Origin of the sequence: Vibrio vulnificus NBRC 15645 = ATCC 27562 (assembly GCF_002224265.1) — a bacterium.
Taxonomy (GTDB): Bacteria; Pseudomonadota; Gammaproteobacteria; order Enterobacterales; family Vibrionaceae; genus Vibrio; species Vibrio vulnificus.
The window spans coordinates 1,281,900-1,308,455 of the sequence record NZ_CP012882.1 but is presented as its reverse complement, the minus strand read 5'-3'; the positions used below and the strand labels follow the sequence as shown (position 1 = coordinate 1,308,455).

Below are 26,556 nucleotides of genomic sequence, written 5' to 3'. Positions count from 1 at the left end.
ATTGTCTGGCTATTTCCCTTGCCAAATAGTTGGGCTTGATGGCGTCAATCTTGGTTAAAGAAAAGCACTAAACTCCCGCCTTTCAGGGCACTGCCATAATTGAGGCTTAAGCCGATACCAACATTGTCTACCCACTGCGTTTTGAAAGGCGGTGTCATTAACCATCCGACACTCGCTTCATAATAGTGACGCGTACCTAACGACTCGGAAGTATCGCCTCCAACATCAACCCGATTAAAACTCGTGTAAACAGATTGAACTGCACGTCCCCACTTTTCGAAGTCATAAAACATTTTGACACCGTTAACCCAATACCAACCTTCTGGGTTACCAACCTGCCCTCTGTTTGCTTCGCCCCAACCTTGGCCATAAAAATAATGCGCCGAGCTCCAGTAATACCACTTTCCCCAAGGCTTCATTTGTAAATATTTGGCTTGAACATTAGGCTCAGCGACCAAAGCCCAAGCATCGGTATTAACCAAATAACCATCGATGACACTTTTATAATCCGCCAATGCATCGCTGCGATAGGTATAGTCACTACGGTAATACATTAAATGCGCCCCAATGGAGGCATCAAAAGTCCAGTTTTCGCTCAGTTGTCGTGAGTTTGTGTACTCAAGAAACGCGCCAAGCACATACTCGCGATGGCTATCGGACACCCCAGCATCTGCGATGGAAACGTCTTGTTCAATACCTAGAGCAGATAAACGACCTTGCAGACTGTGTTTTACTTGGCTGTCGGGATCCTCATACAAGGCAAACTCAAAGGGTAGTGTTGATACACCAATTTTTTTGCGCAAATTGACAGAATCGGCACTTCCCAGCTCTTCATTATCGAGATTTAGCCATTCATTCGGGTCAAAGTCGTGAAAGCCAACAGTAAAAACATCACTGTCAGTGAGAACAATGGCCGTTGCAAAGTTTCGTTCCAGCTCTTTTTGTATTAGGTCGTTGAGCTCTTGGGCTGACAATGCAAAAGAAGGTGCCAAGATTATGGCAAACACTGAGGTACTAAAGGCGGAAGGAAAACGTAGCATAATTAAGATGCTCTGAAAGTCACGTAACGGTTTTTGCCTTCTAACTTGGCTTGATAAAGCGCTTTATCAGCGAACTGATAAATTGTCTGCAGTTCTTCCCTACCATTAGGGATAAAAGTGTAGACACCTTGTGACAAGGTAACAATGTCAGATACAGCAGAAAACGCATGTGGGTAACTGAGGTCCGCAACCGCTTTATGAATTCTTTCCGCCGCTTTAACGGCTTGCTCAGCGTCACTACCACCAAGTAACACGACAAACTCTTCACCGCCGTAGCGACCAACACAGTCAGCATTACGTTGAAATAGACTCTTAATTGTATTTGCCGTGGCCTGAAGACATTTGTCCCCTTCAATATGGCCATAGTTGTCGTTAAACAATTTGAAGTTATCGATATCCAAAAGGATGACACTGATTGGTAAACGGTGCCGCCCGTACCAGCCTAACATTTGCCCCAACTGCTCATCGATATAACGGCGATTATAAATCTTCGTTAGGCCATCTTCGTTTGCCTGCCGTTGCAATAACGCATTTAACTCAGCCAGTTTCGCGGTTTTCTTTTTTAGCTCTCGACGCATGTGCGCAATGCGCTGCATCGCGATCAGCTTAGAGCTGAGCACCAATTTATCGACTGGCTTGATTAAGTAGTCGTCCCCCCCGGCTTCTATCGCTTTTGCGATCACTTCAGGTTCTTCATGACTACTGAGGAATATAATGGGTACCCATTCTTCAAACTGAGTACGAATCGCTTTGGAAACATCAAAGCCATCCATTTCTGGCATACTGATATCAAGCAAAACCAGCTCAGGGTCGAACTCTTCGTACAAACGCAATGCATCTCTGCCACTCGAAACTGCCTCGACAATATGCCCAAGTTGTTTCAAGCGAATGGCGAGTTGCATTCTATCGAGTTGCACGTCATCGACCAGCATAATGCGCATGGATGAGCCAGTTGATATCATCGTTTCCTCTATCGGACTTCACATCTGTTACTAAAGGTATATCATATCAACTTGCTGGTTTCATCCAGCTTATACCGTAATACGTTGACTTTTTTGAAGATCACCTTACTATTCCGCTTTTTTTAAATGAGAGACGTGTCATGTCAGAAGCAAATACTCCAGAAAAACAACCCATCGACCTAGCAACGATTTCACCTGAATTACGTCAGGTTATCGAGTTTGATCAGGTTCCAGAAGCAATGTTTGAGATGGTAACGTCTATCCATGAAGTTTCTGAAGAAGCCGTCCGTGAAGCTTGGGATTCACTGCCTGCAAGCGCGCAAAACGTTCTAGACAATTTTGAACAGTTCCACGCACTGATCTCTGTAAGCCAAGCGTTCGCTGGCGTTAACGTGATGGAAGAGTTCCCTACAATGAATCTTCCAGAAGGCATGAGTGAAGAAGAGAAAGATGCTTACCGCGCTCAACTGCTAGACCACGTACTCTTTAATTGTGTTAAAGATATGGTCAAACAACTTAAGAAAGCGCGCCGCGACCCTATTCTGAAACGCGATTTCCGCGACGTGTTCGCTAAGTAATGTAAAAAGCTGCTCACATGAGCAGCTTTTTTTATCTTATTCGAACTGCCCTAACCACTCTTTAAGCACAGCATTCAAAGCTTGCTTCTTAGGCTTTGAAAGATTCTTTAATAGCGCATGTTGAATCGCGACATGCTCTTCTATCAGCTTATTCACTGTCACCAAACCATGCTCCGTAAGCTCAACAGTAACGCTGCGTCGATCTTCCTTGCTGTGTTGGCGTAAAATCAGACCTTTTTGCTCAAGCTTATCTAAGCGGTTGGTCATAGCCCCAGAGGTCAGCATCAAAGACCCCAATAGCTCCGATGGCGTCAAACGATATGGCGCGCCACTTCTACGCAGAGTTGCAACCACGTCAAACTCGCCCATCTTGAGATCGTAACGTTTGTGCACCTCACCCACTGCACTTTCCAAGTATTTGGTGATACGGAATATGCGCCCCATGATAGCCATAGGTTCGGTATCTAACTCAGGGCGCTCTCTGTCCCACAGCTCTACTACACGATCAATTGCATCCATCATCTTATCTCAATCATTAGCTTGCGAGATATCTTAATATAAAGATACTTTACTTTCATCAAAAATAGGCATACATTGAACTCAATTATCTCAATGTAAAGATATTTAACATGAACATACTTATTGCTATGATACCTGCCTTTTTTTGGGGAACGACCTACGCTGTGACACAAGCAACGTTGGCTGACTGGCCACCGCTGTTACTTGGTGCATTAAGAGCGTTACCCGCAGGGTTACTTTTACTATTGGTTAAACCCATGTTGCCGAATCGTCGCCAAGTCGTCACCTTGATTAAGCTTGGAACCATCAACATTGCGGCCTTTTTTACACTCATTTTCGTGATGGCGTTGACGCTACCATCTGCAATCTCTGGTGTAGGCATGATATCTGTGCCTGTTTTCGCGATGCTTTTTCATTGGGTTGTCGCCAAACAAGCGCCGAGTAAAGTTCAAGCTTTATGCGGTTTCGGATTGATTAGTTTTGCTTGGTTCTTGTTTGATCCTCGCCACTTGGCCCTCAATCCCATCGGATTGTTGGCCATGTTGTCTGCGATTTTCTGCATTATTATTGGCAGTCGTATAACCAAATCACTCGGAACAGAGATGCACTGGTGGCTTATCCTTACCTGGCAATTGATCTTTGGTGGCATCGTATTGTCGCTTGCATCGTTCGCTCAGTTCGTTGCTGAGCCCACTCCGTACTATCAAGCATGGGAACAGCTAGACGGCCAAAATTTGATTGGCCTCGGTTGGATAATTTTAATGAATACAGCGCTAGGATACGGCTTGTACGTTTGGCTATTACAACGCATGTCTGTGGTCGATTTTACATTCGGCGGGATTGCAAATCCTGTTGCCGGTATCGTATGTGGGGTTCTACTGGTTGGTGAGTCTTATACTTTGCATCAGTTTTCCCTGATGGCCGGGATGATATTAATGTCACTTCTGCCGCAAATTGTCGGGTTGCTTTCTGCTAAAAAGCGTCAGAAGCGACAAGAAGGTGACGTTGTCACCAATTAATTCATAACACCAATAAACTAATGCGTGAGTGCGATATCTCTTTGGGTCACACTCACCCCTTTGATTTGTGCAAACACACGGTCACCCTGTTTCAGATTAAGATCGTCCAACGCCCACGGGGTAATGGTCGCCCATAGAAAACAATCCTGTGTTAACGCCAGTTTAACCGCAATGCTCTCTTTATCTTCCGCTGGGTGTCTTTTCTCAATGCGCTCGACCTTGGCCTCAATAATATTACGAATAGAGGTTTTTTGCGGTTGAACGCGCGTAATGGACACATCATTCGCTCGCACCTGCAGACGAATATCACTGCCAAGGGGCGCATCAATCTTTTGCACCCACAGCGACGATGATGATGAAAGCATGACACGTGTCAAAGCGTATTGAGGGTGCTGCTCTGCAATGTTGGCATTAAACAAAGTGCTTTGTTCGGAGAACGATTGCCACGGGCGCATTGCTTGCGAAGACCACACTTCAGACAACAAACCGGAAGCGACAATCCGACCTCGATCCAACACCGTGAGGTGATCCGCTAATTGCAAAATCTCTTGCAGACTATGGGTGACATACACAATGGGAATTTCGAAACTTTCTGAGAGCTTCTCAAGAAAAGGAAGCACCTCTTTTTTCCGCGGCATATCAAGCGAGGCCAGCGGCTCATCCATCAACAGAATCTTAGGTGATGATAACAGCGCACGGCCAATCGCAACGCGTTGTTTTTCACCGCCAGACAAAGACGCAGGATAGCGTTTTAGCAACGGTTGTAGCGCGAGGAGTGTCACCACTTTGCCAAACATCTCTGCGTCGTACTGTTTGATGCCATACTTCAAATTACCTTCAACATGATAGTGAGGAAATAAGCGCGAATCTTGGAATACATAACCAATATTCCTTTGGTGTACGGGGACATTAATGCCTAAAGCAGAATCAAACAGTACTTCCGAGTTAAGCGCTATACGCCCTTGTTCGGGCTGAGTTAGTCCGCTGATCACATTGATAATTGACGTCTTACCTGCACCAGAACGACCAAAAATCGCACTAACACCTTTAGCCGGAAGTTGTAATTCGATGTCGAAAACAACGTGGCCCAACGTTTGTTTGAACGCAACTTGAAGCCCCTTCATCACTTCGCTCCCAATCGTTGTTTGGCTTTTCTGTTCAGCCATTCTGACACCAGTAAAGTCGACAGCGCGATAGCAATTGAAATGGCACACAGCCTTGCCGCTTGCGCTTCTGCACCCGGTGTCTCAATAAAATTGAACATGGCAAGAGGCAAAGTTTGTGTTGCGCCGGGAATATTGGAAACAAAGCTGATGGTCGCGCCAAACTCTCCGAGACTGCGCGCAAACGCCAACATCGATCCCGAAATGATCCCGGGCAGCATCAGAGGTAATGTGATGGTGAGAAAGACTTTTGTTGGTGATGCACCAAGCGTCGCCGCTGCTTGTTCTAGTTTGCTGTCGACACTTTCTAAACTGATTCGAATAGAACGCACCATCAAAGGTAGCGCAACGACCCAACAAGCCAATACCGCCCCTTTCCAGTTAAAGGCAAAAGAAATCCCAAACATCTCATATAACCAGCGCCCCAGCACGCCTTGGCGCCCCATAGCGATAAGCAACAAATAACCAATCACAACCGGAGGAAGAACCAAAGGAAGATGTATTGCGCTATCAAGTAGGGTTTTGCCCGGAAAGCATTTTCGCGCCAATAGCCAAGCGAAAAACACGCCAAATGGCAGTAACCAGATCACCGTATAAAAACCCACTTTTAGGCTAAGTATTAGCGCTTGGTGTTCGAGTTCGCTCACGGTTTCTCCAACGTTGTAAAGCCATGCTTTTGAAATATGGCAGTGGCTTCTTGGCCCATAAGATAATTGAAAAATGCCTTAGCGGATTCGGATTGACTGATCAATCCAGCAGGATAAGTAATGGGATCATAAAGCGCTTGCTCAGGTGTCACTAGTATCTTCACTTTCTGCGACATTCGCGCATCGGTTTGGTAAACGACGCCAAGCTTTGCTTCATCTCGCTCTACTAACGCCAGGGCCAAACGAACGTTTTTACTCGGCGCCACATGGCTCGACACTACATTCCACACATCGGCATTTTGCAACATTTGCTTGGCGTACATACCAGCAGGTACGGAGTTGGTATCTCCTAGGGCGAGCCAATTGCCTGTGAGTAGTCTCTGCCACTGTGCTTTGGATGAAACATCAAGAGTTATACTGTTGTTTTTATTGGTAATAACAACCAAATTATTGGACAGCAAATTAGTGACACTGTCGCTTTTGATAACCCCATGTTGAACTAGATAGTCCATCCATTGGCTATTGGCAGAGATAAAAATGTCGCCCGGTGCACCGCTGAGCAACTGCCTTGAGAGGGATGAGGAGCCACCGTAAATTGCCTGTACTTTTTGATGACTCTGACGTTCGTAACTCTCAATGACATCATTGATGGCATTCGTCAGTGACGATGCGGCATAAACGCGCGTTGTTTGTTGAGCACTTACCACAGGCGCTAGCAGTAGCAGCAGTAAACTCAGCCATTTTTTCATCATACTTCGCTCTCTATATGCCCAATAGACTCAGATCCAAATGTTCTTCAATGGCATCAGCGATCCGGTCTATCGCCTGCTCCTTTAGTTGTTCGTGATTCTGTGCCTTGATTTGCACACCATTGACCCACTCACAAATCAGCTCTAATGCGGCTTCAGAGTCTAAGAAACCATGTAAATAACTGCCCATGATCTGCCCGCATTCGCTTAGGGCGCCTTCAAGTTGGCCATCATCTTTGGTGATCGGTTGATGTTCATTCACTTGCGAGCGCCCAACGTGAATCTCATAGCCTGACACGTTAACGTGTTTTCCGTTTAGTGATAACTGCCCTTTAGTGTTAATCAAACACTTATCTTGGGTTAGTTCTGTGCGTGTTTTTAAGAGGCCTAGCCCGACACTTTCACCGGGTTCACCTTCAACGCCAAACGGATCGCTAATCGACTCCCCTAACATTTGGTAGCCACCACAGATCCCTAGCACTTTACCACCGAAGCGCAAATGTCTCAGAATATCCTTGTCCCATCCTTGTTCTCGAAGGTATTTAAGGTCATCGCGCACTGATTTGGAACCAGGCAAAATGATCAAATCTGCGCGCTCTAATCGCTCTCCTTTACCTACGTAACGCAAGTCAATTTGGGGATGCAGTCTGAGCACATCGAAATCCGTATGATTACTAATCCTCGTCAGCACCGGAACCACGACTTTTAGCTTAACCTCTCCCGACAACTCTTGTTGTGAGGTAATCGCATCTTCGGCCTCGAGGTTCAACCCATGAAGAAATGGTAGAACGCCAATGACGGGCTTACCTGTTTTCTCTTCGAGCCAATCAAGGCCCGATTCAAGCAACTTAATGTCACCGCGAAAACGGTTTATAACGAATCCCTTCACTCGCGCTTGTTCAGATGGCGAGAGCAATGCCAATGTGCCATAAAGGTGGGCGAAAACGCCTCCACGATCGATATCAGCGACGATAATCACTGGGACATCGGCTTCTTCTGCAAAACCCATGTTGGCAATATCATTCTGACGCAAATTGATTTCGGCAGGGCTGCCGGCTCCTTCGATCATGATGGCTTGATATTCATCTTTTAAACGAGCGAAGGAGTCCATTACCGTATCCATCGCCACTTTTTTGTAATTGTGGAAGCCATAGGCATCCATATTGGTTAATGCCTTACCTTGCAAAATGATCTGAGCACCAGTATCGCTGTTGGGTTTGATCAAAACAGGATTCATGTGGACACTCGGTTCAATGCGACATGCTTGCGCTTGAACCGCCTGAGCTCGACCTATTTCACCACCTTCTTTCGTCACCGCACTATTGAGGGCCATATTTTGTGGTTTGAAAGGAGCAACGTTTACGCCTTTACGAGCCAATACGCGGCAGAGACCTGCCACCAATACGCTTTTTCCCGCATCAGAGGTAGTGCCTTGCACCATGAGCGTGGTTACTTTTGCTTCCATTTTTTATCGTCGCTATTCAAGGGAGGCCTATTTTAGCCTTTTTTGACACTTTAGAAAATGAATCCAATATGAATCAAGCGCTAAGCAACCATTCAAATCCGTTTTGTTCTAATACCCCTATCGAAACAACCTCGGTTAAACATAGGAAAAGAACATGAACAAAACACTTATTATCGCAATCGCTGCTTTGACAACCACACCAGCCATCGCGCTCGCCAACAACTCTTCAACAGCACAAGGTATCAGTTTTGATGGTCCGGTGAATGTATCGGTCGTATCCGAACTACTGAAAGATTCAAATATGTTTACGGAGAAAGATGTCGTCGTTGAAGGCACTTTGGTCCGCCAGCTCAATAAAGATACCTATATTTTCACCGATGGCAGCGCCGAGATTCAAGTAGAGCTCGATGACGATATTCGTTTTACGCAAACCATTAACAGCAATACGCGCCTGCGCTTATTTGGTGAGTTTGAAGGCGGCAATACCCCAGAAATTGAAGTCGATAGTTTGACGCTGCTTTAACATACGAAATAGCCAGAGTGGTACGAGTACGATCGCTTTTCGCTTAATACACTCATTTATACCCTTCCTACTTGAAGCTGCAGCGGTGTTGGCTACGCACGTTCACCCCAATCACATAGTCTGTCTATGTTCACGGGGATGACCTCACTTGCCGCCTACCTGCAACTCCAAGTAGTTTGGGTATACGTCATATTATTTTTAAGTTTGGCCTGCTATTTGCAGGCTTTTTTTGTAAAATACGGGCGTTAATTTTTTGGCTTTGGAGATCTCATGCTAGGTAAAGCTCTCAAAACAACCTTGTTGGGTGTATGTACTTTGCTCCCAATAACAGCAAGTGCAAACAACTTCAACTACAACATGTTTGAGGTGCGAATGGGGTCAAGCCCAGGCACTTTCGGTGCGGAGTTCAACACTTACTTCACGGAAAATACACACTTTATCGGACGCTTCGACAGTGAATTTAGTGGGGACTGGGATCTTGCTGGTGGTATTGGTTTTAATGGTCCTATGGGGCAGTTTGCCGATATTTACGGCCAAATGCTGATTCACAACATTAAAAACAAATCGAGCGATAAAATTGGTGATGAATGGAAAACCGAAGTCAATATTGGTGCTCGTGTTTGGTTGATGCAAAATGTCGAAGTTCATGGACGATTGGGGCAATTGATCTCCAATGACAGCAGCAACTCTATTGTAGGTATCGGCGCCCGATTCCATTCAACTCAACAACTTTCTATCGGGGCAGACCTTCGTAATAACGGCACTTATGGACATCAGATCCTAATGTCGGTCAACTTTATGTTCTAACTCCCTAGCTTCTTGTTTCTTCTAGTCTCTTTTTAGAAGCCACACACAACAAGCGTTGAACAAAAACAAAGGGCCAAATTGGCCCTTTGTTCGTAGTAGTTATCGTGTTCGCTTTTCGTTACTTCGTTGTCGGCTTATCTTGCACGTATTTCTGTGAAACATCGACAATTGCAACGTCTTTGAAGAAGCTACGCCCTAACAATACAGGGAAAGTTAAATGCGTTCTGTCAGTTAGCGTGAACTCGGTTTTTTCTTTGAGATCGCCAATTTGAATCCAAGCTAGAACGACAGCGCGCTTTTGCGTTCCTTCCGCACTGGATTGGCGAATGTGAACCCAACGCTCAACAGGTAACGCTATTTCGTTACTGTTGATGCCATCATGCTCGATTTTGAACTTAACCCAATCTTTGCCATCACGTTCAAACTCAACCAAATCAACCGCACTAATGGATGAAGTTGTTGCTCCAGTATCAATTCGAGACTTAAACACCTCATTTAACCCCGGAACATATACCCACTCTTCTTCACCAAGGATCAACTTTCCATCGGATGTTTTGTGGGCTTTAAGCTCGAGCACTGGTCGATCTGGCTTGGGTTGAGGTTTTGTCTGCTTTACTGGTTCTTCTTTAATTTCCGACTTATTTTCTGCTGAAGAATCTACCGTTGCGGGTGTCACTGCACAAGCAGTTAAGCCGCCGCTAAGTAGTAATGGCAAAATAAGTTTCAAATTCTTCATCCAATCACCTGCATTAACGTTGTGAGACTTTGACTATCGCGTCTGCCACGTATGGAATGTGAGCTTCTGTAAGACCAGCGATGTTAATTCGCCCGTCACCTACACCATAAATTCCATATTCATCTCGTAGCGTTCCCATTTGCTCAGGTGTAAAGCCTAGCACAGTAAACATACCCTTGTGGCTTTCAATGAAGTCGAATTGTGACGTATTGTGTTGATTTCTCAATTCATTACATAAAGTTTGACGCAGGTTTAACAAACGTTGCTGCATTTCACACAACTCTTGCTTCCAAGTGGTTGTAAGTTCGACATTTTGTAGGATTGTTTTGACCAATGCAGCACCGTGGTCAGGCGGCATGGTGTACGTTGAGCGCGCTAGTGTCAGCAACTTACCTTTCGCGTTAGATGACTCTTTTGCGTTTTTGCCAATCACAATTGCCGCGCCAGTACGTTCACGATAAAGGCCAAAATTCTTCGAACATGAAGTGGTAATCAGCATTTCTTCAACACGGTCAGCCATGAACTGCAGACCTTTTGCATCTTCTTCCAGGCCATCACCAAAGCCTTGGTAGGCAATATCAACAAATGGAGTGAAACCATTCTTCACTGCTAAATCGGTGATGGCTTGCCAAGCAGAAAAATCGATGTCTGCACCCGTTGGGTTGTGACAACAACCATGAAGCAGTACGACATCCTTTGGACCGGCAGTAGCAAGATCATCTAACATCTGGCCGATGTCGACTTGCTTGGTTTCTGGGCTGAAGTAGCGGTAATAACGCACTTTCAACCCTGCAGCTTCCATCACAGGCTTATGGTTCACATAACTAGGGTTAGAGATCCAAACGGTGGTGTCTGGTTGCGCTACTTTCATCAAATCTCCAAGCATACGCAGTGCGCCACTGGCTCCCGGTGTTTGAATCGCACTCACTCGGTCAAGTACGGAAGTGCCCGCAAGCAATAAATTCACCATCGATTGGTTAAACTCTTCACATCCTGCAAGGCCGACGTACGACTTGGTTGTCTGTGTATCAGCAACGATTTTTTGCGCTTGGGACACCGCACGCATGATTGGCGTTTCGCCTTTGTTGTTTTTGTATACGCCAATGCCAAGGTCTACTTTTTGGTCACGGGGATCGTTACGAAAAGCAACGGTAAGAGAAAGAATAGGATCTAAAGCTGGTGTTGGTAATTGAGAGAACATGAAAGTCACAACCCTTTGAAATTCAAGTTACGGAGTTATCTCCAGATAGTGCGATAAAACTTAACATCAAAGCGTCTAACTTCGAAACATATTTTTTCTGACGACGGTAATTAAAGAATAAAACGCTATCAGCAAGCGCACCTTTGTCATCTAGGCACTCACCGGTAGCGTTTTATTCCGTGTCGAACTCTCTCCCTGCAGAAGGCGTCTCTAAAAACGGAATTTCGACATTTCCTGGCTCAAACCAACTAACATAGACTGCATTGCAGAACTTAAGCGCTGATTCTGCGCTTCATACACGATTTAGAAACTAGAGCTTAAAGCAATGAATGATTTGATTCGCGCTTCCCCGCCATTCCAAGCTTGGGTCCGCTTTGTCTTGCTCAAACTTACCGTCTATCAATGTGTCGATGTATGGCAGTATTTGTCGTTGAGCTTCGTCAAGCTCATCAAGCGTGTATCCCGTCCAAACCCAGATGTCTTTCTCCGGGCATTCCTGTTTGACGCGCTTTACCAAACGCAAAATATCGGCCACATTTGCTGGATGCAATGGATCCCCGCCAGAGAGCGATAAACCACGGCGTTTGATACGAGTGTCATTAAGATCCGCAATGATTTTATCTTCCGCTTCTTGCGTAAACGGCACACCAGAATCTAAACGCTGCGTCGATTGATTGTAGCAACCACGACATTGATGAACACAGCCTGAAACAAACAGCGTGCATCGCGTACCTGGTCCATTAACCACATCGACGGGATAATACTGGTGATAATTCATATTGACCTCTGGAAAAAATGAACCAACCGGATGGGGTTGGCTCATTGAATAACGGATGAAACCTAATGCGTTATTTACAGGTGTTTTACGCGACGTTTCACTTCTTCTTGTTTACCAAAGTTAAATGGGCGCGCATCTGGACTGCCTAAGTAACCGCAAACGCGACGAGTGACCGATACCTTGGATGAGTCATGATTGCCACATTTCGGACAGGTAAACCCTTTGCTCGTACAATCAAACTCTCCGGTATAACCACACTCATAGCATTCATCAATCGGTGTATTGGTACCGTAGTAAGGCACTTTGCTGTAACTGTAATCCCACACATTTTCTAACGCTTCGACGTTCTTTTGCATGTTAGGGAATTCACCATAACAGATAAAACCACCACTCGAAATTTCAGGGTACGGCATCTCAAAGTCGATCTTGTCGTATGGGTTTACTTTCTTTTCAACATCCAAATGGAAGCTGTTGGTGTAGTAACCTTTGTCTGTCACGCCTTCAATCACACCAAATTCTTTGGTGTCGATTCGGCAGAAGCGGCTACAGAGGTTCTCACTTGGCGTGCCGTACAAGCTAAAGCCATAACCCGTTTCTTCCGTCCACGCTTCGACAGCGCTCTTCATGCGTTTAACAATGTTCAACGCTTTTTCACGCAGTTCATTGTCATCGTAAACATGAGTTTGATTACCAAACAGCGCGTTAATGGTTTCATGGATACCGATGTAACCTAACGAAATAGACGAACGCCCATGCTTGAAGATATCTGCGATAGGTTGATCGGCTTTCAGACGCACACCACAAGCCCCTTCCATGTATAGAATTGGTGCTACGCGAGCTTTAACATTCTCTAAACGGCTAATGCGCGTTTCGAGCGCTCGACGAGCTAGCTTCAGTTTTTCATCCAATAGCGCATAGAACTTCTCTTCATCGCCATCTGCTTTTAGTGCAATTCTTGGCAAGTTCAGGCTTACCACACCAAGGTTGTTACGACCTTCGTGAATCAGTTCCCCATTCTCCTCGTAGGTGCCTAGGAAGCTACGGCAGCCCATTGGCGTTTTGAATGATCCGGTGATCTCAACCACTTTGTCGTAGTTCAAGATATCTGGGTACATACGCTTAGAAGCACACTCTAACGCCAGTTGTTTGATGTCGTAGTTTGGATCGGTTGGTTTATGATTCAGACCATCTTTAATGGCGAATACCAGTTTCGGGAACACCGCTGTTTTGCGGTTTTTGCCTAGACCCGCAATACGGTTTTTCAAAATGGATTGTTGAATCAATTTCGATGCCCAACTTGTACCCAAACCAAAACCAAACGTCACAAATGGTGTTTGCCCATTTGCAGTGTGCAGCGTATTCACTTCATACTCCAAAGATTGGAATGCGTCGTAACACTCTTTCTCAGTTCGTGCGATGGCAAAACCTTCTGGATTATGGATATCCCACTCTTGGGCAATTTTTAAGTGCTTTTCGTAACTCGCGTTAACATACGGCTCAAGGATCTCATCAATGCGATTGATGGTGGTACCACCATAAATGTGGCTCGCCACTTGCGCGATAATTTGCGCAGTCACCGCAGTTGCGGTTGAAATTGACTTAGGCGTGTCAATTTCCGCATTACCCATTTTAAAGCCGTGAGTCAGCATGCCTTTCAGGTCAATCAGCATGCAGTTAAACATTGGGAAAAACGGCGCGTAATCGAGATCGTGATAGTGAATATCACCTTCATCATGCGCTTGAACCACATCACGTGGCAAAATGTGCGTTTTCGCGTAGTGTTTAGCCACAATGCCAGCAAGCAAATCACGTTGAGTTGGGATCACTTTGCCATCTTTATTGGCATTTTCGTTGATTAAGTCAACGTTGCTTTCTTCGATTAAGCCTTCAATTTCGCGTGTTAAGGTGCTTTGTTTCTCACGTGCAATATCGCGGTCATGACGATATTCAATGTACGCACGAGCTAAAGACTTGTATGGACCTTGCATCAACTCGTTTTCAACGCGGGTTTGGATTTCGTGGATATGAACTTCATCGTGATCTTTTAGCTGTAGCTCAACTGCCAGCGCCACATTGAGCGCATAAATAGCAATTTCTTTATCAACGTTTTCCGCGGCGGCTTCAACTGCTGCCTGAATGCGATCCCTGCTAAACGGAGCCCTTGAGCCATCACGCTTGATTACGATTGGTTTCACTTTATTCTCCTTACCCTAAGCATACTCACAGAGTTATCCACAAACACACTATATAGGGTTATTTTTTATCCGACTGGCACTATATATTGTGGCGTATTAAACGAAAAGCACTAGGCAAAAGTATTGATTTCGATCAACAAAATAAGATGATGGATTAAGATCAAATCGATCTTATTGGCTGAGATCTCAGATATAAAGAAAACCATGAAAATTGCAAAAATGTGGCGATTTCTACTTGAAATTTTTGAAGGTCTTGTATGATAAAGGCTGCCTAAAAACACAGGGAATATTTACTTATGCTGAAGCACGCGCTTGGTCTCTTTTTCACCGGCTTGGTTTATTTACTCTTGCCAACGCCCCTTTTGGCCGCTCAACCAATCACGTTCACCAGTTGGAACATGGAATGGCTTTCGTCCACAGCTTCAGCACGAGTCAAAGAAAGTCACCGTAATGACGAGGATTTTGCCAAATTGGCAATGTACTTCCAAAAAACCAACAGCGATGTTTTGGCCTTTCAGGAGGTCAATGACTTGGCCGCGATTAAAAAAGTCGTCGGAACCAACTATCAGATCCTGTTTTCGGATCGCTCTAATCCGCGCTATCAGCGTTTTCAATTCGATGACATCAATCAATACACAGGATTTGCCATCAAGAAAGGCATTCCTTTTCGCGACGTCGGTGACATCCAACTCAACAAAGGCAACAGTAAGCTGCGCTTTGCCTCATACGTCATTATTGGTAACGCTTCAAATGAGGTGCATGTGTTAAACGTTCACCTCAAGGCGGGGTGTAGCGGAGCGTATAAAGGCAATGATGCTTGTCGAACACTCCGACTTGAAAGCCAAGCACTTGGCCAATGGATTAGCCAAAGGCATAACAACAAGCAAACCTATCTTGTGCTTGGAGACTTCAACCATAACCTTGCTTATCGTAATGACTGGCTGATGAATGAACTCACCAGTGCCGGCAAAATTCATTTGTTGACGGAAGACACCAAAGCAAACTGTAAGGTTCGCTCCAAAAAACACCCCAATAAGGTTCATTCTTTTCGTTCACTTATTGACCACATCATCATCAGCGAAGGTTTAAGTGCCTCACAAGGAGAGCAGAGGTTGTTTACCAGCAACGATGTGTTGGAGTATCAATTGAGCGATCACTGCCCGGTCTCAACCACAGTGACCTTACCTTAACGCATCGTCATGATAAGCAAGAGAAAGAAATAGAGAAAAATTTAGAGTTAAAGAAATTAGAAATAAAGAAATTTAAAATATAGATACGAGCCCCTACGTCGGGGCTCTTGTTAATTGGTTACTTAGGTCTGTTGCACTTCAATGGTGAGATTTGTTCGCACGCCAATGCCTAGACAAAGCGCTTTTTCATTGCCGCGTAATAGAGCACAGGAATCACTATCAAGGTAAGAATCGTCGAGACGAAGATACCAAAGATTAAGCTGATTGCCAGACCATTAAAAATGGGATCATCAAGGATAAACACTGCTCCAATCATCGCAGCCAACGCGGTAAGCATAATCGGTTTTGCCCTAACCGCTGCTGATTGCATTACCGCTTCCGCAAACTCAACCCCTTCTTCCACTTGCTGGTTAATAAAATCCACCAGCAAAATGGAATTTCGCACGATAATCCCTGCAAGCGCAATCATGCCGATCATCGAGGTTGCGGTAAATTGCGCGCCCAACAAAGCATGCCCTGGCATCACACCAATAATGGTCAGTGGAATGGGTGCCATGATGATCAATGGCACTAAATAGGATTTAAACTGCGCCACCACCAGCAAGTAGATAAGCACCATGCCCACAGCGTAAGCGATCCCCATATCACGGAACGTTTCATAAGTGATGGTCCACTCGCCATCCCACATGATGGAAATCCCCTGAAGGCCATCTGGCTGATGAATGAAGTATTGCTCTAGCGGCATACGCTCAGACAAGGTTCCTGATAAAGCCGCCATACCGTAGAGCGGACTGTCCGTTTCCCCAGTCATATCCGCCACCACCATGACCATAGGCACAAGGTTTTTGTGCACAATATAGTCTTCCATCTTAGTTTGACGAATGCTCACGAGCTCAGACAATGGGTATCGGTTGCCCGTTTGACTGACGACCTGCATGTTTAACACTTGCTCCAGGCGCACTTTCGCACTTTCATTTGCTTGAATCATCACGGGGATTGGATACTTGCTGTGTTCAGCGTGCAAATAAGTGACTGGCTTACCACCCACTGCCGTCGCCAAAGCATCAACGATGTCACTGTAGGGCACCATTAGATTGGCTGATTTACTTCGGTCGATCACCACTTGCCATTTTTGGTGAATCTCAGGCAAGTACATATCGACATCGACGATATCTTGCGTTTCTCTGAAAATGTCTCTGACTTGGCGCGCTGCCTCGGCGCGCAATTCGGCGGTAGGCGCATACACCTCAGCCAAAATTGGCGACCAAACGGGTGGCCCCGGCGGTACTTCCACTACTTTGACTTTGCCGCCAAACTGGCTGGCAATCTGGTTAAGCATCGGGCGTACCGAACTGGCAATCTCGTGGCTGTCTCTCTCTCGCTCACGACGATCCAACAAATTCACTTGGATATCCCCCTGATGAGCTTGATTGCGTAAGAAGTAGTGGCGAACCAAACCGTTAAAGTTGATTGGCGCAGCGCTACCGACGTAAATCTGATAGTCACTCACCTCTGGCACTTCGTTAAGCGATTGTGCCATTTCAAAAAGCACTCTCTGAGTCTTTTCAAGTGAACTCCCTTCTGGCATGTCGAGCACCACTTGGAACTCAGACTTATTGTCAAAAGGCAGCATTTTCAACACCACCGCCTGCATCACTGGCAACGCCACCGATGCAGCAATTAGCCCAACAATACCGAGTAATAACAAGAAGCGATTGCGCCCTTGCGATCTGGCGGTAATAAACGGCGACATGATTTTATGGAAGATAGAATCGGCTTTGTGTGACTCTTCGTGTTGTCCTGACTTTAGCAACTTACCCGACAGCCAAGGAGAAACCACAAAAGCCACGGCTAACGAAATGAGCATCCCCATTGAAGCATTAATCGGAATTGGGCTCATGTAGGGCCCCATTAGGCCAGAAACGAACGCCATCGGCAGCAACGCAGCGATAACTGTTAGTGTTGCCAGTATCGTTGGCCCACCCACTTCGTCCACTGCTACAGGGATTAGCTCTGCCAGTTTTTTCTTACCCATCGACATATGACGGTGAATATTTTCAACCACCACAATGGCGTCATCCACAAGAATGCCGATGGAGAAGATCAGGGCAAATAAAGAGACGCGATTGAGTGTAAATCCCCAAGCCCAAGAGGCAAAGAGAGTGATCATTAAGGTCACAACGATGGCAATACCCACAACCAGAGCCTCACGCCACCCCATCGTCAGCAGCACCAACAACACCACGGCCGTAGTTGCAAAAGCGAGTTTGCCTATCAGCGTGTTGCTTTTATCCGCTGCGGTTTTTCCGTAATCACGTGTGATGGCGATATCAACGTCATGCGGAATCAACTGATTTTTTAAGACCTCTAGGCGATCTTCTATCGTTTGCGCGACATCAACCGCATTCTCACCGCCCTTTTTCGCGATCGCCAAAGTCACGGCTGGGTAAAGGCCCTGCTTATCACTGGCCCACACATTTTGCGTTGGCGTGTTTACCCCAAGTTCAACATCAGCAATATCCGAGAAATAGACTGGCGCACCATTCGCCACACCCACCACCAGTTGCTTGATCTGGTCAACATGAGTGAGAAACTCACCAATCTGTAACGGTACTTGCTGATTATCATGAGTTAAACTCAACATCGATGAGCGGCGATTCGCTGATGGCAACACTTGGTTTAGTTGACTAATACTAATGCCGTAAGCGTTCATTTTTACAGGGTCTAGACGCACATCCACAATAGTGGAATGCGCGCCCACAGTGTAGATATCGCGAGTTCCGTCAATTCTTTTCAACTCTGTTTCAAGCCCGTGAGCAATTTGCGTGAGTTGTTGGCCAGTATAATGCCCTGATTTATCAGACAAGGTCACAGTGACAATGGGCACATCCTCGATGCCGCGAGGTTTTATCACGGGCTCGCCGACACCAACACCTTGTGGCATCCAGTCTTTGTTTGAATAGAGTTTGTTGTAGATGCGCACAACGGCATCATTACGCGTGACCCCAACATCAAAGATCGCCACGATCATCGCACCATCAGGCTGAGAAAAGGAGTAGATCTTATCGATGCCTTGAATTTCAGAGATCACCTGCTCTACAGGCGTCGTCACCAAACTGGCCACTTCTTGAGGAGATGCGCCCGGAAACGGGATATACACGTCAGCAAAAGTCACATCTATTTGTGGTTCTTCCTCTTTGGGTGTAACGATTACAGCAAATAACCCCATCAATAGCCCCACCAAAGCGAGCAAAGGTGTCATGGCTGAATGTTGAAAGGCCGCGGCAATGCGACCCGAAATTCCGAGTCGTGTATCCATACTATTCACCTTTGACGTTGATGAGATCCGTGGTAATTCGATCACCGATTTCTAGGCCGGAAAGCACTTCATAGCTATCCTCAAACTCTTGTCCTAAACGAATCGGATTCAAGATGGGTTTATTGTTGTCATCAAGCCGATAGACCACACTCAGTTCTGCGCGACGGATCACCGCTTGCTTAGGCACTAACAAGAGGGCTCTTTGCCCATAAGTAAAACGAGTTTTAACCCAAGAGCCAGGAACGAAATTTGCCTGATTTTCCGGTAGGTTTAAGCGAATTGGAAAGCTATGAGAAGCCGAGTCTGCGTATTGGAAAAGATTGAAAGAGCGCGGTGAAACCTGTTCACCAGCCCCGTTATCAATCACAAACTGAGTCGGTTCTTTAACATAAGCGCGATAATTCTGCGGGATCTGCGTTTCGACACGCAGTTGTTGTAACGAGAACCCACTGAGTAAAGGCATGCCCGGAGCCACCGTTTCACCTAACTCAACAAAGCGCTTAGTCACGACGCCATCATAAGGAGCAGTGACACTTGTGTAACCGAGAGATTCTTTCGCTTGCGCAACGGCGGCTTCTGCAGATTTGACCGCAGCCGCACTACTTCTGGCACGAGATTCCGCTGCATCCATTTGATCTTGGGAGATGGCGCCTTTTGGCATCAACTGGCGAAAGCGCTTTACTTGAGCTTGAGCTTCCGTATTTTGCGCTTTGGCACTCGCCAACTGAGCTAAAGCAGAATCAAGCGCCGCCGACTGCTGCACCGCACTGATTTCCAGCAACACCGTACCTTGCTTGACGAAGTCGTTTACATCCACATTTAACGCCACGACTGTACCCGACGTTTGCGCTGCGACAGTACCTTGATTGACGGGCTGGACAACGCCATCAAAGACAACGAATTGCTCGACAGTCTTCAGTTCAGTGATGTAGGTTTCGGCGTGCGCCATCGCAGGCACAGCAGAAAGCAATCCCATTGCGAGTGCTGAGTGTTTAAACCATTGCATAGATAATCTCCCTTGATCTTTACTCCAGCATAGTCTTGTTATGCAAGTTCTGTTTTGACTTCTCGCGCATTTTTTAAACAAATCAGTAAGTTGGTAACACCTAATCCGACCATCATGGCGGCAAAGAAAAGCACAATTTGAATGTTACCAAGCCCCAAACTTGCCACAGCAGGGCCAGGGCAAATTCCAGCCAAGCCCCAACCAATACCAAAGATCGTTGCGCCCGCGACCAAACGTTTATCGATAGTTTGCTGACTGGCTAAGCAAAATGCCTCGGCATTGAGCGGTTTCTGTTGTTTGCGTATTAGCAAGAAGTAACCTGGCATGAACACCGCCAATGCACCGCCCATCACAAACATGAGGCTTGGGTCCCATTGACCTGCGATATCGAGAAAACCAATCACTTTATTGGGGTCCGTCATGCCTGAAATCGCCATCCCCAAACCAAACAAAATACCCGCCATCAATGACGTCAATCGAAAGACAAAATTATTCATTTTATTCATGCCCTAGCTTAAGAAATCCAGTGAAGTCGAACAAAAACCGTCATGGCAGCTACCGCCATAAAAATCGCCGTTGCGACGATAGAGCGTTTTGATAAACGGCCAATGCCACAGATCCCGTGACCACTAGTGCATCCATTTCCTAAACGTGTGCCGATGCCCACTAACAACCCAGCTGCAGCGATTAATACGCCTGATGTGGGTAACGCGACCGATGCGCTCGCCGCACCGAAAGTCACGGCCAAAACACCACCACTCACCATGCCGATAACGAACATCAAACGCCACGCAAAATCTCTCGATTTAGGGGTGAGTAATCCCGTCAAAATACCGCTAATCCCTGCCACTTTGCCGTTGACCAACAACATGGTTAAGGCAGAAATGCCAAGTAAAATGCCTCCTGCCAACGACTCCCAAGGTACTACAAACGTCATATCTTCCTCGCAAAATTAGGAACAAAAAATAAACTGTAAACTGCCGATCAGCTTTTCAATTCGGGGATCAGCTAAAGAATAAAAAACTTGCTGAGACGCTTTGCGCGCTTTAACTAAACCATGTTTCCGTAAGACGGTGAGATGCTGTGAAAACGCGGATTGGCTCAAGGTTGAGCTTTGTTGAAGCTCACCAACACCGATTTCACCTTTTGTTAGCTGGCACAACACCATCAATCGCTCAGGATGCGCGACTATTTTTAACAGCTCAGAAACGCTTTCCGCGCTCTCTCTCATCTGCTCTAAATCAATTACTTTGTCATTGCTCATCACAACCACCTCCCCTGCGTTGGTTTAAATCTTACGCAAACACAAACATTAGTCAACTCTAATTTAGATTTATTGTATTTAGATTTATTTTTATTAGACATTTCTAATTTACTTATGTATGGTATGCCTATCAACAACGAAGAGTGCTTGTTATGACGATTGAAAACGGAGTTCGCATTTTGGCCGGTAGCATGGTGTTGCTATCTCTAGTTCTTACCCAATACGTTCACGAAAATTTTGTTTGGTTGACCGTATTTGTAGGCCTGAATTTGATTCAAAGTGCCTTTACGGGCTTTTGCCCAGCCGTCTTTTTCCTTAAAAAGCTCGGCCTTAAGTAATTCGTTTTATTTGACCGAGTTGTCAGAGTTGTTTGCCTTTTCGCTCTACAATTCGGTCCAATCCTAAAATCAGAGGTTGAATATTATGACTAAAATCGTGATCGTTGGTGGCGTCGCAGGTGGTGCTTCAGCAGCAGCTAGAGCACGTCGTTTGAGTGAAGATGCACAGATAATCATGTTTGAACGTGGTCCTTTTGTCTCTTTTGCGAATTGCGGCTTGCCTTACCACATTGGTGGCGATATCAAAGAACGCAGCAAGCTACTTCTGCAAACACCAGAGAGCTTTCTCGCACGATTTAATGTTGACGTACGTGTCATGAACGAGATTACTGCGATCAATCGTCACGAAAAAACGGTCACCGTCAAAAACTTAATCGATGGTAGCGAATACGCTGAAAGTTATGATTTCCTATTATTGAGCCCCGGAGCAGGGCCTGTTGTGCCACCGATTCCTGGTATCGATAACCCTCTTACCCATTCTTTGCGTAACATCCCAGATATGGATCGCATCATTCAAACGATTCAAACCAATAACGTCGAGCATGCCACTGTGGTTGGGGGTGGATTTATCGGCTTAGAAATGATGGAGGCCTTCCATCAATTAGGCATTAAGACCACGTTACTCGAATTGGCAGATCAAGTGATGACACCGGTTGATCGCGAGATGGCCGGTTTTGCGCATGCTGAAATTCGCGCCAAAGGCATCGATTTACGTTTAGGTACTGCTTTAACCAGCGTTGAATACATCGCCAATGATCATGTTGCGAGCGAAAATGCGGGTGAAGATATCCAACATCAGCATATTTCTGGCCATTTAGCGCTGAGCCTGAGTACAGGGGATACGTTAAACACTGATGTTCTGATTATGGCAATTGGTGTCCGTCCAGAAACCAAACTGGCTCAGCAAGCAGGCCTACAAATTGGTGAGCTCGGCGGCATCTACACCAACGACATGATGCAAACCAGTGATCCTTCGATCTATGCCGTTGGCGATGCAGTAGAAGAAAAAGACTTTGTGACAGGAAAACAAACACTTGTTCCCCTAGCTGGCCCGGCAAACCGTCAAGGTCGAATGGCAGCTGACAACATGCTTGGCCGCAGTGAGCGCTACCAAGGTACTCAAGGCACCGCGATTTGTAAGATCTTCGATTTGGCCGTTGCGTCCACAGGTAAAAACGAAAAACAACTCAAACGAGATGGTGTCGAGTACGAAAAAGTCTACGTCCATACCGCAAGCCATGCGAGTTACTATCCAGGCGCTGAAATCGTGTCATTTAAAATGTTGTTTGATCCGAAAACTGGCAAAATTTTTGGTGCGCAAGCCGTCGGAAAAGACGGTGTCGACAAACGTATCGATGTCATGGCCGTCGCTCAACGTGCGGGTATGACGGTTGAGCAACTTCAACATCTTGAACTGACCTATGCGCCTCCTTACGGCAGTGCAAAAGATGTCATCAACCAAGCGGCATTTGTCGCCAACAACTTAATCAAAGGCGACGCAAAAGCGATTCATTTTGATGAGATTGAACACCTGAACGACGACCAACTACTGCTCGATGTGCGCAATCCTAGTGAGCTGCAAGCAGGCGGTTATTTGCCTGGCGCAATGAATATTCCGGTGGACCAACTTCGCCAACGAATGGATGAATTACCAAAAGACAAAGAGATCATCATCTACTGCCAAGTTGGCTTGCGCGGTAACGTCGCCTATCGACAACTGGTGAATAACGGCTATAAAGCCCGCAATTTACTGGGTGGTTATCGAACTTATATGTTCGCTAAATGTTAATTTCATTAGTGCATTAAATAAGGGAAGCATCGCTTCCCTTATTTTTTATTACATTCTTAGTAAGCTCAAAAAATATAACGAAATTTGGTACTTTCGTACGATTGCTATCACTACTTATGTCGACTCTAATACCATCAATAGCCACCAGCATTTAATCGAAGATTTAACACTCCATAAAAAACAACAAGATAGATATCATCACTTTATTTTTTACAAAAAATTGCACTGCGTTCTGTTTATCGCTCTATAATTTTGGAGAAGCGCTTCCAATGATTAGTAGTTTATTTTACAGCTCATAGAGCTAAAAACCACGCTATCATTTTTGGATGGTAAGAGAGTCAATTATGAGACAACGTCAGAACATTAATATTAGAAATGCTCTGCTGTTAGGTATTTTATTTTTAATTTCTATACCTGTCGTAATAGCCGGTGAGAACAATAATCTTACCAAGCAACAACAATATCAATTTTTATATCAAACCACCTTTGGACCAACACCACAAACTCAGCAACAGCTAGATTCTTTGGGCATTACAGCATGGCTTGAATATCAATTTTCACTGCCATTTACCTCACATCAAACCCTGTACTTAACGCCATTCCCGAAAGGAGAACAGGCCAATCGTGAAAACGCTTGGTATCAAATTTCGATACAAGCGGAAGATCAATTACGTCAACGCATGGCTTTTGCTTTAAGCCAAATTGTTGTGGTATCCCGTTATGGCGGGCAATTTGGTTCAAGAGCTCAAGCACTTAGCCAGTATTATGACCAACTGGGTGAGCATGCATTTGGTAATTATCGAGAGTTATTAAAAGAGATCGCCATTAGTCCAGTCATGGGTAGCTATCTATCAATGATGGGCAGTAAAAAAGAAAATGCCTCTACCGGTGCTCTGCCCGACGAAAATTTCGCTCGTGAACTCATGCAATTGTTCACTCTTGGCTTGCATCAGATCAATATGGACGGTTCATTCAAAACCACCAACAGTAAGCGACTCGCCACCTATCATCAGCACGATATTCAGGAGTTGGCGCGCTCGCTAACTGGCTGGTCGAGATCGGACTACAGTTACCTGCTGCCAATGAAGGCCAATGCACGTACGCACGATAGTGGTGAAAAGTTGTTTTTAGGTCACACCATTCCTTCAGGCATGCAACCAGAAGCTGAACTTGATTTAGTGCTGGATATTATCTTTCAGCACCCTAACGTAGCTCCCTTTATATCGAGACTTTTGATTCAGCGGTTTACCACTTCAAACCCGAGTCCCGAGTACATCGAGCGCGTTGCCAATGTGTTTGCCAATAATGGTGCTGGGGTTCGTGGGGATCTCAAAGCGGTGCTTTCCGCCATCCTGACCGATCCGCAAGCCCAAGCCGGTGCGAGCAAAATCAAAGAGCCGATTTTAGTGTTAACACAATTTCACCGTGCCTTTGAGCTCACCCCCACCAGCGACAGGCTTATTAATGCGGTAACCTTTTTGAATGTAGCCAATCAAGGTGGCTTACGTGCGCCTTCCGTATTTAACTTTTATTCGCCAGACTTCGCACCTCAAGGAGAGTTTGAGCAAAATGGTTTAGTCGCGCCAGAGTTTGAGCTTCTAGATTGGAACGTCTACACCCAAGTCGTGAACTACATGTACTACGCCATTAAGAGTAACAACGATCCAACCATGAACATGAACCTAGCTCCTTATTACGAGCGTTTGGATCAGCATCAAGCTTTAGTCGATCTTATTAATGAGCGTTTATTTGGTGATGCAATGTCAGATGCCCTAGAAAGCCTATTGCTGAACACGCTAAATGACTATCCAGAAAGCTATGTCGCCAAGACCAAACTTTCACAGATTCTATTCCTCGCCCTATCGAGCGAAGAATTCTTTATCCAAAAGTGAGGATAAGAAAATGAAACTTTCACGCAGACATTTTTTACACGCTTCAGCAACGCTTAGTTTTGCTGGCACTTTTGGCTTTTCACTCCCGGCTCATGCTGGGTCGGATTTCAAAGCATTGGTTTGTATCTACCTTGCTGGTGGCAATGATGCGATTAATACCGTATTAGCGAAAGACAACGAGCACTACCTGCAATATAAAAATGTTCGTGGCAACCTTGCGCTAAGCCAATCACAGATCATTCCTCTGTCGCTCAAAGCGCAAGACAACCAAGGCAAACCCGTCACATTGGGATTGCATCCTGCGATGAGTAAGCTTGCTAGCGTGTTTAACCAAGGTGACGCCAATGTGGTGCTTAATTCCGGGATCTTGTGTCAACCCACAACAAAGCAGCAAATTCTCGATGGCACCGCCATGCTGCCAGAGCAACTGTTTTCCCACAATTCGCAATCTGATGAGTGGATGCGAGGTGCCGCCAACTCAGGCATAAACCTGGGTTGGGCAGGCCGATTATTGGACGCGCTGTCTTGCCAAAGCAGTGTGACACCGCTCTACAGTGTACACGGGGACTCGTTGTGGCTACGCGCCTCTGAATATCAGCAAGTGGTGCTTCGTAAAGATCGTGCTGTAGAGTTAAATGGCCTCGCCGATTCTGGGCTTAGCGATCTTTATGACGAGATGCTGGCTTTTGAGAGTGAGTCACCGTTCCAACGTCAGTTCCGCCGTATGGTCAATCACTCACGAGCGGTGAGCCATACTTTAAGCCAAACGCTCGACTCAGTGCCCGATAACCCGATGTTTACTTCGTCTGATCTCGGTAAGCAGCTCAATACTGTGTTTAAGCTTATCAGCCAACATCAAGCATTAGGACAAAGTCGCCAAATCTACTTTGTAAAACAAACTGGCTACGATGTGCACGACACTCAGTTGACTCAGCACCCAGCTCTATTGGAAGACCTTAGCGACAATATGTACGCTCTGCACCAGGCATTGGGGGAACATCAAATGAGTGACAGCGTCACCACATTTACTATGTCAGATTTTGGGCGTCGCATGGCGAGCAATGGTAACGGAACCGATCATGGTTGGGGAGGACACCAAATCATTATGGGGAAAGGTGTACTCAGTGAAAATGCCATTGGCCACTGGCCAACGTTGAAAATTGATGGCGAGGATGATTATTCGAAAGGTCGCTTAATTCCGCGCATCGCTGCCGATCAGGTGCATGGGACGTTGGCAAAATGGATGGGGGTTCACGATGAGCAACTGATGCGTTATGTCCTTCCTAATCTCGCTAATTTTCCAGACGGTGATCTCGGTTTTTTATAAAGCACGACTATTTATAGAGAATAAAAATAGGGAACCAAAATGGTTCCCT

General features: G+C 45.8%; 25 protein-coding genes. 9 read left to right on the top strand and 16 right to left on the bottom strand.

Features of this window, described 5'->3' with window-relative positions:
• Positions 1-44: 44 nt before the first annotated feature.
• Positions 45-1,040, bottom strand: coding sequence for a Solitary outer membrane autotransporter beta-barrel domain (locus AOT11_RS21360; protein WP_017422822.1), 996 nt, complete (start codon positions 1,038-1,040; stop codon positions 45-47).
• A 2-nt stretch (positions 1,041-1,042) separates the two neighbouring features.
• Complete coding sequence (locus AOT11_RS21355; RefSeq protein ID WP_017422821.1) at positions 1,043-2,002, bottom strand: GGDEF domain-containing protein; 960 nt, start codon at positions 2,000-2,002, stop codon at positions 1,043-1,045.
• Between the two features lie 140 nt (positions 2,003-2,142).
• Here AOT11_RS21355 and AOT11_RS21350 point away from each other — a divergent pair, with 140 nt between their 5' ends.
• On the top strand, positions 2,143-2,580 hold the full coding sequence (locus tag AOT11_RS21350; RefSeq protein ID WP_011081285.1) for a DUF3069 domain-containing protein: 438 nt from the start codon (positions 2,143-2,145) through the stop codon (positions 2,578-2,580).
• A gap of 36 nt (positions 2,581-2,616) precedes the next feature.
• Here AOT11_RS21350 and AOT11_RS21345 read toward each other — a convergent pair whose 3' ends face one another.
• A complete protein-coding gene (locus AOT11_RS21345) occupies positions 2,617-3,099 on the bottom strand; it encodes a MarR family winged helix-turn-helix transcriptional regulator (protein WP_026050839.1) in 483 nt (160 codons plus the stop codon).
• Positions 3,100-3,209: 110 nt separating this feature from the next.
• On the opposite strand from AOT11_RS21345, the gene AOT11_RS21340 reads away from it, so the two are divergent.
• Positions 3,210-4,118: a DMT family transporter gene (locus AOT11_RS21340; protein ID WP_026050838.1), complete on the top strand. Its 909-nt coding sequence runs from the start codon at positions 3,210-3,212 to the stop codon at positions 4,116-4,118.
• A gap of 17 nt (positions 4,119-4,135) precedes the next feature.
• On the opposite strand, the gene modC is transcribed toward AOT11_RS21340, so the two are convergent.
• Genes modC through AOT11_RS21320 form a run of 4 tightly spaced genes read right to left on the bottom strand, consistent with a single transcriptional unit; the run spans position 4,136 to position 8,142 of the window.
• Positions 4,136-5,242, bottom strand: a complete 1,107-nt coding sequence (modC, locus tag AOT11_RS21335) for a molybdenum ABC transporter ATP-binding protein ModC (RefSeq protein WP_017422819.1) — start codon at positions 5,240-5,242, stop codon at positions 4,136-4,138.
• Positions 5,242-5,928, bottom strand: a complete 687-nt coding sequence (modB, locus tag AOT11_RS21330) for a molybdate ABC transporter permease subunit (protein ID WP_017422818.1) — start codon at positions 5,926-5,928, stop codon at positions 5,242-5,244. Before modB ends, modC begins: the two co-directional genes overlap by 1 nt.
• The gene (modA, locus tag AOT11_RS21325; RefSeq protein WP_017422817.1) at positions 5,925-6,680 is read right to left on the bottom strand and encodes a molybdate ABC transporter substrate-binding protein; all 756 of its coding nucleotides are present in this window, start codon (positions 6,678-6,680) and stop codon (positions 5,925-5,927) included. The genes modB and modA overlap by 4 nt, the downstream gene beginning before the upstream one ends.
• Before the next feature lie 10 nt (positions 6,681-6,690).
• Positions 6,691-8,142 carry a cobyric acid synthase gene (locus AOT11_RS21320; RefSeq protein WP_017422816.1) on the bottom strand — a complete coding sequence of 484 codons (1,452 nt, stop codon included), beginning with the start codon at positions 8,140-8,142 and terminating at the stop codon, positions 6,691-6,693.
• A 154-nt stretch (positions 8,143-8,296) separates the two neighbouring features.
• On the opposite strand from AOT11_RS21320, the gene AOT11_RS21315 reads away from it, so the two are divergent.
• Together AOT11_RS21315 and AOT11_RS21305 are read left to right on the top strand one after the other, a co-directional pair.
• A complete protein-coding gene (locus AOT11_RS21315; protein WP_017422815.1) occupies positions 8,297-8,665 on the top strand; it encodes a YgiW/YdeI family stress tolerance OB fold protein in 369 nt (122 codons plus the stop codon).
• Positions 8,666-8,935: 270 nt separating this feature from the next.
• Entirely contained in the window at positions 8,936-9,472 is a 537-nt protein-coding gene (locus AOT11_RS21305) for a hypothetical protein (protein WP_017422814.1), read from the top strand.
• Positions 9,473-9,590: 118 nt separating this feature from the next.
• Here the strand turns inward: AOT11_RS21305 and AOT11_RS21300 are convergent, their stop codons facing one another.
• The 4 genes from AOT11_RS21300 to nrdD form a co-directional block, all read right to left on the bottom strand.
• Positions 9,591-10,208, bottom strand: coding sequence for an ATP-dependent zinc protease family protein (locus AOT11_RS21300; protein WP_017422813.1), 618 nt, complete (start codon positions 10,206-10,208; stop codon positions 9,591-9,593).
• A gap of 13 nt (positions 10,209-10,221) precedes the next feature.
• Positions 10,222-11,409, bottom strand: coding sequence for an amino acid aminotransferase (locus tag AOT11_RS21295; protein WP_017422812.1), 1,188 nt, complete (start codon positions 11,407-11,409; stop codon positions 10,222-10,224).
• 310 nt (positions 11,410-11,719) lie between these two features.
• Positions 11,720-12,187 carry an anaerobic ribonucleoside-triphosphate reductase-activating protein gene (gene nrdG, locus AOT11_RS21290; RefSeq protein WP_017422811.1) on the bottom strand — a complete coding sequence of 156 codons (468 nt, stop codon included), beginning with the start codon at positions 12,185-12,187 and terminating at the stop codon, positions 11,720-11,722.
• Between the two features lie 74 nt (positions 12,188-12,261).
• A complete protein-coding gene (gene nrdD / locus AOT11_RS21285) occupies positions 12,262-14,382 on the bottom strand; it encodes an anaerobic ribonucleoside-triphosphate reductase (protein ID WP_017422810.1) in 2,121 nt (706 codons plus the stop codon).
• A gap of 296 nt (positions 14,383-14,678) precedes the next feature.
• On the opposite strand from nrdD, the gene AOT11_RS21280 reads away from it, so the two are divergent.
• Positions 14,679-15,572: an endonuclease/exonuclease/phosphatase family protein gene (locus AOT11_RS21280; protein WP_017422809.1), complete on the top strand. Its 894-nt coding sequence runs from the start codon at positions 14,679-14,681 to the stop codon at positions 15,570-15,572.
• 169 nt (positions 15,573-15,741) lie between these two features.
• Here the strand turns inward: AOT11_RS21280 and AOT11_RS21275 are convergent, their stop codons facing one another.
• The 5 genes from AOT11_RS21275 to AOT11_RS21255 form a co-directional block, all read right to left on the bottom strand.
• Positions 15,742-18,891 (bottom strand): efflux RND transporter permease subunit, encoded by a 3,150-nt coding sequence (locus AOT11_RS21275; protein WP_026050836.1) that lies wholly within the window; start codon positions 18,889-18,891, stop codon positions 15,742-15,744.
• 1 nt (position 18,892) lies between these two features.
• Positions 18,893-19,840 carry an efflux RND transporter periplasmic adaptor subunit gene (locus AOT11_RS21270; RefSeq protein ID WP_223848387.1) on the bottom strand — a complete coding sequence of 316 codons (948 nt, stop codon included), beginning with the start codon at positions 19,838-19,840 and terminating at the stop codon, positions 18,893-18,895.
• Between the two features lie 95 nt (positions 19,841-19,935).
• A complete protein-coding gene (locus AOT11_RS21265) occupies positions 19,936-20,403 on the bottom strand; it encodes a YeeE/YedE family protein (protein ID WP_017422806.1) in 468 nt (155 codons plus the stop codon).
• Positions 20,404-20,411: 8 nt separating this feature from the next.
• Positions 20,412-20,834 (bottom strand): YeeE/YedE family protein, encoded by a 423-nt coding sequence (locus AOT11_RS21260; protein ID WP_017422805.1) that lies wholly within the window; start codon positions 20,832-20,834, stop codon positions 20,412-20,414.
• A 15-nt stretch (positions 20,835-20,849) separates the two neighbouring features.
• On the bottom strand, positions 20,850-21,161 hold the full coding sequence (locus AOT11_RS21255; protein WP_038941075.1) for an ArsR/SmtB family transcription factor: 312 nt from the start codon (positions 21,159-21,161) through the stop codon (positions 20,850-20,852).
• A 152-nt stretch (positions 21,162-21,313) separates the two neighbouring features.
• On the opposite strand from AOT11_RS21255, the gene AOT11_RS21250 reads away from it, so the two are divergent.
• The 4 genes from AOT11_RS21250 to AOT11_RS21235 all read left to right on the top strand — a co-directional run bounded on the left by AOT11_RS21250 (position 21,314) and on the right by AOT11_RS21235 (position 26,507).
• Complete coding sequence (locus tag AOT11_RS21250; protein ID WP_011081305.1) at positions 21,314-21,499, top strand: YgaP family membrane protein; 186 nt, start codon at positions 21,314-21,316, stop codon at positions 21,497-21,499.
• A gap of 85 nt (positions 21,500-21,584) precedes the next feature.
• On the top strand, positions 21,585-23,288 hold the full coding sequence (locus AOT11_RS21245) for an FAD-dependent oxidoreductase (protein WP_017422804.1): 1,704 nt from the start codon (positions 21,585-21,587) through the stop codon (positions 23,286-23,288).
• A gap of 326 nt (positions 23,289-23,614) precedes the next feature.
• The gene (locus tag AOT11_RS21240) at positions 23,615-25,180 is read left to right on the top strand and encodes a DUF1800 domain-containing protein (RefSeq protein WP_017422802.1); all 1,566 of its coding nucleotides are present in this window, start codon (positions 23,615-23,617) and stop codon (positions 25,178-25,180) included.
• A gap of 10 nt (positions 25,181-25,190) precedes the next feature.
• The gene (locus AOT11_RS21235) at positions 25,191-26,507 is read left to right on the top strand and encodes a DUF1501 domain-containing protein (RefSeq protein ID WP_017422801.1); all 1,317 of its coding nucleotides are present in this window, start codon (positions 25,191-25,193) and stop codon (positions 26,505-26,507) included.
• The last annotated feature ends 49 nt before the right edge of the window (positions 26,508-26,556 follow it).